Below are 11,383 nucleotides of genomic sequence, written 5' to 3' on the forward strand. Positions count from 1 at the left end.
GGACGACGGTCGTGGCGACCCAGCCGAGCGCGACGGCGAGCCCGGCCGCCCTGGCCCGGCCGCGGACGTAGGAGGCCCGGCTCAGCAGGCCGATGGCGGAGAGGGCCGCGATGCCGGGTGCGACCGCCGCCAGCGCGGCCGGGATCGCGGCGAGGGCGGCCGCGCCGGACGGCTCGGACCGGCCCGCGTCGAGCGCCGTGAAGAACGCGCCCACCGGACGCGCGACGGCGACGAGCAGCCCGGCCGAGAACAGCCCGACGAGCACCGTGGCGAGCCAGGTCCCCCGGAGCGTGTCCCTGGCCCCGCCGCCGAGGCTCTGCGTCGACTGGCCCGCCAGCGTCGGGAAGGCTGCGGTCGCGATCGGCACGGCGAGGACGGCATACGGCAGGAGGGACACCGCCTGCACGTAGGTGTACACGTTGAGGGTCCCCGGCCCCCCGCGGTCGTTGGCGAGCCGGATGACGACGAGGGTGGCTACCTGCTGCCCGGCCACGGCGAGCAGCCCCGCGACGGCGAGCCGGCGCACCCTGGCGGCCACCCCCGCCGGGAAGGCCAGGGTCGGCCGCAGCCGGATGCCCGCCCGTCGGGCCGGCACGAGGAGCGGGAGGCTGAGCGCGGCCACCCCGAGGGTCGTCCCGAGGCCGAGCACGAGGGTCGCGTCGGCCGGGATGTCGCCGATGGGCGCGGCGGGGTCGGTGACGAGCGCGCGGTAGGCGAGGTAGGTCGCGATCACGACCAGGCTCGACAGGAGCGGTGCGAGCGCGGCGCCGATGAACCGGCCGTGGGACTGGAGCACCCCGGCCAGGACGATCCCGATGCCGTAGAGGGGGATCTGGAGCGCGAAGACGCGCAGCAGGTCGGTGCCGAGGGCGACGGCCCCCGGGCACTGGTCCGAGGACCCGAGCAGGGCGGAGGCGATCGGGGTGGCGGCGAGGGCGACGACCGCGCCGAGCGGCAGGAGGACCGCGAGCGCCCAGCCGAGGAGCGCCGATGCGGTGCGATCGGCCGAGTCCGCGTCGCCCTTGGCGAGGAACCCCGCGACGAGGGGGACCGCGACGGCCGCCAGCACACCGCCTGCCGCGATCTCGAACAGGACGTTGGGGACGGCGTTGACCGACTGGTAGACGCTTCCGACGCAGGTGGCGCCGACCGAGTGCGAGAAGACGAACCACCGGCCGAAGCCGACGACCCGGGCGACCAGGGTGATGACCGCGATCGACCCCGCCGCAGCGGCGATGGACCGGCCGGTCCGCTGCCGTGGTGCGCCCGGGGACGTCCTCGGCGCCGAGTCCGGGGCGGTCGAGCTCATCGCGGCGCCCGGCCCCACTCGTCGATGCGGCGCAGGACCGGGTTGCCCTCGATGACCGCGGTGAAGCTGACCCGCTCGGACGCCAGCGTCAGCGCGGTGAGCCCGGCGAGTGCGACCGCCCGCCCGAGCAGGCCCGTCCGCTCGACGAACGCGAGGCCCACGAGGGCGCCGGCCGCGTTGGCGCCCGTGTCGCCGAGCATCGAGCGCGCGGCGAGGTCATCGCCGATGACGCCGAGCGAGGCACCGAGCGCGGCCGGCGCGGCGGCTCCCGGCCCCCCGAGGAGGGGCGCCGCCGAGCAGGCGGTCACCTTGAGTGCACGTCCGGGCCGCAGGTCGAAGAGGTTGACCGCGTTGGCCGCCCCGGCCACGACCGCTCCCCCGACGAGGGTGCTGAACGGTCCCCGGCGGCCCCGGTCGAGCAGGGCAGCGCCGACCAGGCCGGTCACGCCGAGACCGACGATCTTGATCGCTCCTGTCGTCACCTCACCCCGGCGCAGGGCGGACAGATGCCCCTTGAGGCCCTTGCTCGACGCCCCGCCCCTCAGGTCGTCGAGGGCCCCGAGAGCACCCGAGGCGACCGCCACGACGGCCGGAGCGAGGCGCGCCGTTGCGGTGACGCTCGACGGACCACCGGTGACGAGGCTGCCGGCCGCCGCCCCGAGGACCCAGGCCGGTCCTTCGAGGAGCGTCACCGGCGCACCCGCGTGGTTGGCCCGTTCCCATGGCTGCCGAACCGCGGCGGGCAGCCGGCGCATGGCATGCAGGGCCAGGGCGGAGACGGCTGCGGACGTGAGGGCGGGCAGGAGGGTCCCGCGGACGCGCGCTCGGCTCACGGAGCGACCCTCGGGACGGTCGCGGTCGCGCCCGTGGAGATGCCGTAGTGACCGACGCGGCCGGCGAGCTGCGACTCGAAGGCGAGGACGACGATGGCCGGGCCGCTGCCGTCGCGAGCATGGTCGACCGTCGACACGATGGCCGCGGTGTCGTTCTTCTCCCGGATCGCGGCGACGGCGTCGGACGAGACGGGCTGCCCGGCCGCGGCGAGCGGCTCGCCACCGGCGACGACCGTCGTCTCGGAGTTCTCGGCGAGGTCGGTCGCGAGGGTCCGGACCGCGTCCGCCCGTTCGGTGACGGCGGACTCGGTGCCCGAGAAGTCGGAGGAGACGACGAGGGCGAGGTCGCCGGGGTCGATGGCCTCGACGGAGCTCTCGATGAGGCCCGCGTCGACGAGGACCTTGAGGGCCGCGGTCCGGGACGCGGACGCGACGGCGGTTCCCTTGGCGACGGCGATCCGCGAGAGCACCTGGGCGAGCAGCGCGTCGCCCGTCTCGCTCGACGTGAGCCCCAGCGCGGTCGCCGCGGCCTTGGCTGCCTGCTCGCGCTTGGCCTTGAGGGCGGGATCGAACCAGTCGGGGGTCACGGTGAGGACGGCGTTGAGCTTGGCGCCGCTCGCCGCGACGCTCGTCTGCAGGGCTCCCACGAGCCCGTCGTCGGCTGAGGGCAGCACGAGGCCGACGACCTCGTGCGTCGCGAGACGGCCGGCGACGACGCGACCTGCCACCGCGGTGGCGTACTCGTCGGCGGCGTTGACCCGCTTCTCGCTCGTCGCGAGCTTGGCGTTGAGCTCCTGCTTCTCGGTGCGCAGGGCCGAGACCTGGTCGGAGAGCTGGCTACCGATGTTGCCCTGGAGCGGCCCCGCACCGAGCACGATCCCCACCGCGAGGGCGAGGAAGATCGAGATGATCGAGACGAGGTGGTAGCGGAAGTCGATCACGAGAAGATCCCAACGATGGCGGTCCAGAGGTCGTCCCACCGGGCGGCGAGGACCTGCAGCCAGGCCTGCCCGTTGGGGGTCGAGGCGACGGCGGCGAAGAAGGCGAGCATGCCGACGAGCAGCATGACGAGGAGCATCCGGCCCGGGACCCGCGCGCGGTAGAGCTGGCTGACGCCCTTCGCGTCGACGAGCTTGCTGCCCACCCTGAGGCGCGTCAGGAACGTCGAGGCCTGGCCGTCGCGCCCCTTGTCGAGGAACTCCACGAGGGTGACGTGGGTGCCGACCGCGACGATGAGCTCGGCCCCGGAGTCGTCGGCGAGGAGCATCGCGACGTCCTCGCTCGTGCCTGCGGCCGGGAAGACCACGGGGGTGAGCCCGAGCGCCTCGACCCGGGCCAGGCCCGGGGCCCGCCCGTCGCGGTAGGCGTGGACGACGACCTCGGCGCCACACCTGAGGGCCTTGTCGGAGACCGAGTCCATGTCCCCGACGATGAGGTCGGGCCGGTGGCCCGACTCGAGGATGGCGTCGGCTCCCCCGTCGACGCCGATGAGGACGGGTCGGTACTCCCGGATGTAGGGGCGCAGGATCTCGAGATCCTCGCGGTAGTGGTATCCGCGGACGACGATGAGGCAGTGCCGCCCCTCGATGACGGTGTGGATGGGTGGCACACCGATGCCGTCGAGGAGCAGCTCGCGCTCCTTGCGGATGAACTCCATGGTGTTCGTCGCGAAGGCCTCGATCTGGACCGCGAGGCCTGCACGGGCCTCGTCCATGTCGGCCTGGACCGAGGATGCGTCGAGCGCCCGCCCGGTCGCGACCTTGCTCTCGCCCGACCACAGTGCGTCGCCCTCGAGACGCAGCGGCTGGCCATCCTTGAGGGCCATGACCCCGAGCCCGGCCGCGTCGAGGAGGGGGATGCCGGCCTCGACGAGGATCTGGGGCCCGACGTTCGGATAGCGGCCGGAGATCGAGGGGACCGCGTTGACCACGGCGGCGGGCCGGGCGGCCACGAGGGCTTCGGCGCTGACCTTGTCGAGGTCGCTGTGGTTGATGACGGCGATGTCGCCGGCCTGGAGACGCTTGGTGAGGTTTTTGGTGCGCGCGTCGACGCGTGCCGGACCCGCCACGCCCGGACCGATGTCGGGGGCGTGGGTGCGGCGGCGGATGGAGATGGCCATGATGACCCCAATCGTGCCATGCGTGGGGGAAGGCACGGCACGCGCAGCCGGCTGCCGACACCGACCCGAGACCTACCGGGCCGGACCACACCCGCAGGCGACCTGGTGCGTCAGAGGCGGGCCGCGTCCCGGTTTCCGACGCGGGCCGCCTCGCGGGCCGCCGCCGTCTGCTCGAGCAGGTCGACCGCGTGCGCGAGACCGGCCTCCGAGTCGGGGTCGCCGCCCATCATGCGCGACAGCTCGCGCAGCCGGGCGTCGCCCTCGACCACGCTCACGCTGCTCGAGGTGATCGCCCCATCGTCGGCCTTGTGGACGACGAGGTGGCGGTCGGCGAAGGCCGCCACCTGGGCGAGGTGCGTGACGACGATGACCTGCGCCTGCTCCGCGAGCGCCGCGAGCCGAGCGCCGACGTCGAGGGCGGCGCGGCCGCCGACCCCGGCGTCGACCTCGTCGAAGACGAACGTCGGCGGACCGGCGACGGAACCCGGACCGCGGCCGGCGCCGACCACCTCGAGGGCGAGCATGACGCGGGAGAGCTCGCCACCCGAGGCGGCCTTGGCGACACTGCGCGGCGCCGCCCCGGGGTTGGCCGCGAGGAGGATCTCGACGTCGTCGATGCCGTGCCTCGCGAGGCGCACCTGGTCGCCGGAGGGCAGGGTGATCCCGTGCGGGTCGGGACGGTGCTGGACGTCCACCTCGACGACGGCCTTGCCCATCGCGAGGTGCGCCAGCTCGGCCGACACCCGCGAGCCGAAACGGTCCGCGGCCGACCGGCGCGCCTCGGAGAGCTCGAGTGCTGCAGAGGCGAGCTCTCGGCCGAGCTCGTCGAGCTCCTTGGCGAGGGACTCGACGCGGTCGTCCGCGCTCATCAGCTCGTCGAGTCGCGCGGCGCTCCGGCCCGACCACGCGAGGACCTCGTCGATCGTCTCGCCGTACTTGCGCGTCAGGACCCCCAGCGCCGCTCGCCGCTCCTGGACGTAGGCGAGGCGCTCGGGGTCGAGGTCGATGTCGTCGAGGTAGGCGGCAAGGTCGGCGGACACGTCGGTCACGAGTGCGGCGACCTCGTGGAGTCGCTCGTCAAAGACCTTGAGCCGCTCGTCGTGGGGCGCCGCGGGGGCGAGGGCCGAGCGCGCCGCCCCGAGAAGGTCGCGGACGGCGGGAGCCGGGTCGGCGGCATACTCGTCGCCGCTGAGGTCGGACAGCGCCTGACCGGCCGCGAGGCGGAGGGTGTCGGCGTGGGAGAGCCGCTCGTCCTCGGCCCGGAGCGCGAGGTCCTCGCCCGGCTGGGGGTCGACGGCCTCGATCTCCTCGAGGGAGGCCGTCAGCGCGTCGATGTCTCGGGCGCGCTCGCGGGACATCACGACGAGCCGCTCGTGCTCGCGGCGCGCGTCGCGCCAGCGGTCGTGGAGCTCGGCGACGCGGTCGCGGAGCGCGAGGAGGTCGGGGCCGCCGAACGCGTCGAGCACCTCGCGGTGCGCGTCGCCCTGCTTGAGGCGCCACTGGTCGGCCTGACCGTGGACGGCGACGAGGAGACGCCCGAGCTCGGCGAGAACCCCGACCGGAGCCGTCCGCCCGCCGACGTGCGCGCGGGAGCGCCCGCTCGCCGCGATCGTGCGGGCGAGGACGAGCTCGCCGTCGTCGTGCTCGGCGCCGGCGTCGTCGGCGCGGGCCAGCGCGGGATGGTCGAGCGGCAGCTGGACGACGCCCTCGACGAAGGCCGTGTCGGACCCGGTGCGCACGAGCCCGGAGTCGGCCCGCTCCCCGAGGAGCAGGCCGAGGCCTGACACGACCATGGTCTTGCCGGCGCCTGTCTCGCCCGTGAGCACGTTGAGCCCCGGGCTCAGGTCGAGCACGGCCTCGTCGATGACCCCGACGCCCCGAATCCTCATCTGGCTGAACACGGGACCACCTTAGGGCCGGGCACCCTCACCGGGCTGGCTGCTTCCCCCGTTGCCGCGCCAGCCGGCGACGGAAAGGTCGAACTTGGCGACGAGGCGGTCGGTGAACGGGGCTCGGGTCAGCCGGGCGAGCCGGACGGGACGAAGGCCACGCCGCACCTCGATCCGGGCACCCGGGGGCAGGTCGACGTGGCGCCGGCCGTCGCACCACATGACACCGGCCCCCTCCGACCCGGCCTGGATCTCGATGGCGAGGTGCGTGTCGGGGCCGAGGACGAGCGGCCTCGCGAAGAGGGCGTGGGCCGAGTTGGGGACGAGCAGCATCGCCTGGACCTGCGGCCAGACCACCGGCCCTCCGGCGGAGAAGGCATATGCCGTCGAGCCCGTCGGCGTCGAGACGATCACGCCGTCGCAGCCCCAGCTCGACAGGGGCCGGCCGTCGACCTCGACGGTCGTCTCGAGCATGCGCTCTCGGGAGGCCTTCTCGACGCTGACCTCGTTGAGGGCCCAGCTGCTCGCGATGAGCTCCCCCGCGAGGCGGGCATCGACGTGGAGCGTCATCCGCTCCTCGACGAAGTAGCGGCTGTGGGCGATGTGCTCGACCGTTGCGTCGAGGTCGTCACGCTCGGCCTCGGCGAGGAAGCCGACGTGCCCGAGGTTGACGCCGAGGAGCGGGACGTCGACGCTGCGGGCGAACTCGGCGCCGCGCAGGATCGTCCCGTCGCCACCGAGGACGACGACGAGGTCACAGCCCTCGGCGACCTTCTCCTCGGGCTCGATGTGGACGAACGAGCTGACCTTGAGGTCGAGCGCCCTCGCCTCGTCGGCCTGGAGCGACACGTCGATGCCGAGGTGCGTGAGTCGCTCGATGACGCCCTTCGCCACGGTGAGGGCCTCGGGGCGGCGCGGGTGCGCGACGAGCAGGATGCGGCGCGTCACTGGTCTCCCTCCGGGTCGATGGCCTCCAGCATGTCATCCACCGGGGACTGGCCGGCGGCCCCGCGTGGTGTGGCGGAGGTGACGGACGTGACAGAGGTGGCCGGGGTGAGCCAGAAGAGGAACTCCCGGTTGCCGTCGGCGCCCGTGATCGGGCTCGGGGTGATGCCGCGCAGCTCGAGGCCGAGGTCGGCCGCGACCCCGGCCACGTCGCGCAGGACCCGACGGTGCTCGTGCGAGGAGGTGACGACCCCCCGCCGGCCCAGACGCTCGCGCCCCACCTCGAACTGCGGCTTGACGAGGACGACGAGGTCCCCGTGGTCGGCGACGAGGGGGCGCATGGCGGGCAGGGCGATCGTCAGGGAGATGAAGCTGAGGTCGGACACGACGAGGTCGAACGCCCCGCCGAGGGACGGCGCGTCGACGGCTCGGATGTTGGTGCCAGGGAGGTCTGTCACCCTCGGGTCCTTCGCCAGGCTGGCGACGAGCTGGTCGTGCCCGACGTCGAGGGCGGTCACATGGGCGGCTCCGCGCTCGAGCAGGACCTGCGTGAAGCCTCCGGTGCTCGCGCCGACGTCGAGGCACCGCTTCCCCGTCGGGTCGATGGGCCAGGTCTCGAGGGCGTGGAGCAGCTTGAGAGCCGCACGCCCCACCCAACGGTCTGGCTCGCGGGTCAGGCCGATGTCGCTCGCCTCGTCGACGGGATGGGCCGGCTTGGTGGCGCGGCGGCCGTCGAGGAGCACGGCACCGCTCGTGATGAGCTCACGCGCCTGCGTCCGTGACCGCGCGAGGCCACGGGCCACTAGCTCGACGTCGAGCCGGCGCGCCGTCACGCCTGGCCGAGGTCGCTCAGGCGTCCCTGGAGCAGGCGGTGGGCCCGTTCACCGGCCTCGATGCGCTGTGCGAGGGAACCGGACTGTGCCTCGAGCAGCTCCTCGAGGGCGGAGTCGACAACGGGGTCGCCGGTGCCGGGGACGTCATCACGAGCCCCCTGCGGTGCCTCGTCGGGGACGATCGCGTCGCCGAGCATGTCCTGCCTCCCTGTGCCGCTCCTCGTCAGGTGCCGTCTGTCACCCGCACGGCTCACGCTACCCGCTCCGTGCTGGGCGGGACGCCGGGCCGGCAGCTGAGGGCGCCGGGCCGGCAGCTGAGGGCCGCGGGAGGCCTGCTGGGTCGGAGGGGCAGGGCCGCCCCTACGACGTTCCGAGGGCGTCGAGTGCGTGGGCGAGCCGCACGAGGTCCTCGACCGCGGTCATCCCCCGAGCCCGTTCGGCGACGAGCGCGCCGAGCCCGGCACGGACGGCCTCGATCCCGTCGGCGTCGCGTTCCTCGACGACGAGGTCATCGGCCGTGAGGCGGATCCTCGCTCCCCCGCAGACCCAGCGCTCACCCTCGTCGCGCGGGACGGCATACGGCTCGAGGAGCGCGCCGAGGTCACGGACGACGTACGTCGGCCGACACGTCGCCGGAGCGGCCAGCAGGTCGCTCGGACGGTTCACCCCGGAGAGGACCCAAGCGCTGTCGAGGCTCGCCGCGACAGCGCCGGCGATGTCGGTGTCGAGGCGGTCTCCGACGGCGAGGGTGCGCTCGGGACGGGTTCCGAGCCGACCGACGGCCAGGTCGTAGAGCGGGCGTTCGGGCTTGCCGACGACCTCGGGCTGGCGTCCGACCACTCCCGAGAGCAGGGCCACGTAGGCGCCGTTGCCGGGGGCGCTGCCCCACTCGAGCGGGAGCGTCGTGTCGCCGTTCGTGGCCACCCACACGACTCCGTCCGCGAGCTGGCGCGCGGCGGCCTCGAAGTCGCGGACCGTCAGGTCACGTCCGAAGCCCTGGAGCACTGCGACCACGGCCTGACGACGTCTTGTCCCACCGTCCCCACAAGCTTCGTCGGGTGCGACGGGCGTCAGCCCGGCCGCCTCGAGGGCCAGCGCGACCCCCGGTCCGCCGAGGGCCAGGACGGCGCTGCGAGGCGCGAGACGCTGCGCGAGACGCGCTGCGCCGGCCTCCGCGCTCGTGACGACCTGGTGCGGGTCGCTCGGTGCGCCGAGCTCCGCCAGCTGCGCCGCGACCTCGGCCGGCACCCGCGACGCGTTGTTCGTCGCGTAGACGATGCCCTTCCCCTGGGCGGCCAGCTGCTGCAGGGCGTCCGGGACACCCCGCACCGCTCCGGCGCCGCGGTAGACGACACCGTCAAGGTCACAGACGATCCCGTCGTATGCCGCTGACACCGGTGCGCTCGAGACGCTGAGTCCCACGGTTGTCCCCTCTCAGGCCGATCGGGTCGCGCCGGGCGTGGCCGGCGAGGGTCAGTCGCGGCCTTCGGCCTCGCCGGCGCCGCGGTGCCGGTCGGTGTCGTGGCCGCCAGCCGTCTCGTCCTCGCGACCGTCTGCGGTCTCGTCCTCGTCACCGAGCAGGTCGAGCACCTCGACGCCGTCGAGCTCGTCGAGCCGCTCGGCGGCATCGGTCATGAGCTCGTGGTCTGCGTCGGCGGCTCGGGCGAACCACTCGCGCGCCGCGACGGGATCGCCCGCCGCGAGCTTGGCGTCCGCGTAGGCGTAGAAGAGACGTGGGGCGGAGGGACGGTTGGGGCTGATCCGCCTGACGAGGTCGTTCAGACCCGCCGCGGCCGCATCCACCTGACCGAGGTCGCGGCGGATGCCGGAGACGACGATCGCGAGCTCGACACGGTCGTCGATTGCGAGCGTGCTCACCTCGGGGCTCTGCGCGAGCTCGAGCGCCTTGGCATGCCGACCGAGCGCACGCTCGCAGTCGACCATGAGGGGCAGCAGGTGGTTCGACCCGGACAGACGGCGAACGGTGCGGAACTCACCGAGGGCCCGAGCCCAGTCCCCGAGCCGGTAGGCGACGAGCCCCAGGGCCTCACGCGCCGCGGGAACCCGGCCGGCCCGCCGCACCGCCGTCTCGGCGTGGGCCAGGGCCGCCTCGGGCTCAACGTCGAGGAGCTCGGCCACCATGACGAGGTGCTGCGCGACGCCCTCGGCGTTCTCCTTCGAGAGGGTTCGCAGCTGGTTCTTGACGCCGCGGTCGACCTCGTGGCCGGTCACGCCCTCCCGGATCGCCGGCTCGGGCTTGCGCGGGGACTTGGGTGTCAGCCGAGGGCCGCCACGGTGCTCTGGCCCGCCCGACGGGCGCGCGGCACCGCCACGGGGGCGGTCGTCGCGCCGCTGGCTGCTGCGGTCGTCACGGCGGTCGCCGCCCCGGTAGCCACCACGGTCGTCGCGCCGGTCACCACCACGGTAGCCACCACGGTCGTCACGCGACTGGTACCCGCCGCGGTCATCGCGACGGTCACTACCTCGGTCATCGCGCCGATCATCGCGCCGGTCACCACCACGGTAGCCACCGCGGTCGTCACGCGACTGGTAGCCACCGCGGGAAGCGCCACGGTCGTCCCGCGACTGGTAGCCACCGCGGGATGCGCCACGGTCGTCACGCGACTGGTAGCCACCGCGGGATGCGCCACGGTCGTCACGCGACTGGTAGCCACCACGGTCGTCGCGACGGTCACCACCACGGGATCCGCCACGCTCGTCACGCGACTGGTACCCACCGCGGTCATCGCGACGGTCACCACCACGGGATGCGCCACGGTCGTCCCGCGACTGGTACCCACCGCGGTCATCGCGCCGGTCACCACCACGGGATGCGCCACGGTCGTCACGCGACTGGTACCCACCGCGGTCATCGCGCTGGTCGCTGCCGCGGTAGCCACCGCGGTCGTCACGCGACGGGTAGCCGCCACGTTCGTCACGGCCCCGGGCGCCATCTCCCGAACGGGACGGTCGAGCGCCAGACCCTCCGCGGCCGCCGCCGGAGTACCCGCCGCTCGCGTAGCCGCCGCGTGAGGCCCCGGCAGCGCCGGAGGGCCCGCGCGAACCGGGGGCGCGGTCTGGCCGCCCGCCCGGTCGGTGGTCGCCTCGGTCGTCGCCTCGGCCCTTGCCGGCCTTGCCATCGTGGTCGCTCATGTCCTCATCCTTCACTCGGTGCTCCCACGGCGCCACCATGGACACCGACGGGACCCCCGTCAACAAAAAAGGAGCGCCTCGGACGGATCAGTCAAGTTCCGTCCGGGGCGCTCCTGGAAAGTGTGTCCGGCTGCGTCCTACTCTCCCACACCGTCACCAGTGCAGTACCATCGGCGCTGAAGGGCTTAGCTTCCGGGTTCGGAATGGAGCCGGGCGTTTCCCCTTCGCTATGACAGCCGAAACTCTATGGAGATATCAATTCGTGGGTTTTGGTGTCCCGTTTGTATCTCGGGAGCTGCACA

General features: G+C 73.8%; 11 protein-coding genes and 1 rRNA gene. All 12 read right to left on the reverse strand.

Going from position 1 to position 11,383, the window contains the following annotated elements:
- Nucleotides 1-1,309, reverse strand: a 1,309-nt coding sequence (gene murJ / locus N865_RS20610; protein ID WP_051511187.1) for a murein biosynthesis integral membrane protein MurJ, incomplete at its 3' end; no start/stop codon positions are given.
- On the reverse strand, nucleotides 1,306-2,142 hold the full coding sequence (locus N865_RS20615; protein ID WP_157557810.1) for a hypothetical protein: 837 nt from the start codon (nucleotides 2,140-2,142) through the stop codon (nucleotides 1,306-1,308). The genes murJ and N865_RS20615, both read right to left, overlap by 4 nt.
- The gene (locus N865_RS20620; RefSeq protein ID WP_034810142.1) at nucleotides 2,139-3,083 is read right to left on the reverse strand and encodes a copper transporter; all 945 of its coding nucleotides are present in this window, start codon (nucleotides 3,081-3,083) and stop codon (nucleotides 2,139-2,141) included. Before N865_RS20620 ends, N865_RS20615 begins: the two co-directional genes overlap by 4 nt.
- Nucleotides 3,080-4,261, reverse strand: coding sequence for a putative cytokinetic ring protein SteA (gene steA / locus N865_RS20625; protein ID WP_034810144.1), 1,182 nt, complete (start codon nucleotides 4,259-4,261; stop codon nucleotides 3,080-3,082). Before steA ends, N865_RS20620 begins: the two co-directional genes overlap by 4 nt.
- 110 nt (nucleotides 4,262-4,371) lie before the next feature.
- Nucleotides 4,372-6,162 (reverse strand): DNA repair protein RecN, encoded by a 1,791-nt coding sequence (gene recN / locus N865_RS20630; protein WP_211244941.1) that lies wholly within the window; start codon nucleotides 6,160-6,162, stop codon nucleotides 4,372-4,374.
- A 9-nt stretch (nucleotides 6,163-6,171) separates the two neighbouring features.
- The gene (locus N865_RS20635; RefSeq protein ID WP_034810146.1) at nucleotides 6,172-7,098 is read right to left on the reverse strand and encodes an NAD kinase; all 927 of its coding nucleotides are present in this window, start codon (nucleotides 7,096-7,098) and stop codon (nucleotides 6,172-6,174) included.
- A complete protein-coding gene (locus tag N865_RS20640) occupies nucleotides 7,095-7,928 on the reverse strand; it encodes a TlyA family RNA methyltransferase (protein ID WP_034810147.1) in 834 nt (277 codons plus the stop codon). Before N865_RS20640 ends, N865_RS20635 begins: the two co-directional genes overlap by 4 nt.
- Complete coding sequence (locus N865_RS20645) at nucleotides 7,925-8,125, reverse strand: hypothetical protein (protein WP_034810148.1); 201 nt, start codon at nucleotides 8,123-8,125, stop codon at nucleotides 7,925-7,927. The genes N865_RS20640 and N865_RS20645 overlap by 4 nt, the downstream gene beginning before the upstream one ends.
- A 163-nt stretch (nucleotides 8,126-8,288) precedes the next feature.
- Nucleotides 8,289-9,350: an HAD-IIA family hydrolase gene (locus N865_RS20650; protein WP_034810150.1), complete on the reverse strand. Its 1,062-nt coding sequence runs from the start codon at nucleotides 9,348-9,350 to the stop codon at nucleotides 8,289-8,291.
- 51 nt (nucleotides 9,351-9,401) lie between these two features.
- Nucleotides 9,402-10,160, reverse strand: a complete 759-nt coding sequence (locus N865_RS20655) for a tetratricopeptide repeat protein (RefSeq protein ID WP_051511185.1) — start codon at nucleotides 10,158-10,160, stop codon at nucleotides 9,402-9,404.
- Between the two features lie 44 nt (nucleotides 10,161-10,204).
- Nucleotides 10,205-10,882, reverse strand: coding sequence for a hypothetical protein (locus N865_RS20660; protein WP_169735776.1), 678 nt, complete (start codon nucleotides 10,880-10,882; stop codon nucleotides 10,205-10,207).
- Nucleotides 10,883-11,205: 323 nt separating this feature from the next.
- Nucleotides 11,206-11,322, reverse strand: a 5S ribosomal RNA gene (rrf, locus tag N865_RS20665).
- Between the last annotated feature and the right edge of the window lie 61 nt (nucleotides 11,323-11,383).

This window comes from Intrasporangium oryzae NRRL B-24470 (assembly GCF_000576595.1).
GTDB lineage: Bacteria > Actinomycetota > Actinomycetes > Actinomycetales > Dermatophilaceae > Intrasporangium_C > Intrasporangium_C oryzae.

Excerpts from the sequence above, each read along its gene's own strand:
- steA (WP_034810144.1), bottom strand. The coding sequence starts at position 4,261 with ATGGCCATCTCCATCCGCCGCCGCACCCACGCCCCCGACATCGGTCCG.
- N865_RS20660 (WP_169735776.1), bottom strand. The coding sequence starts at position 10,882 with ATGGCGCCCGGGGCCGTGACGAACGTGGCGGCTACCCGTCGCGTGACG.
- N865_RS20645 (WP_034810148.1), bottom strand. The coding sequence starts at position 8,125 with ATGCTCGGCGACGCGATCGTCCCCGACGAGGCACCGCAGGGGGCTCGT.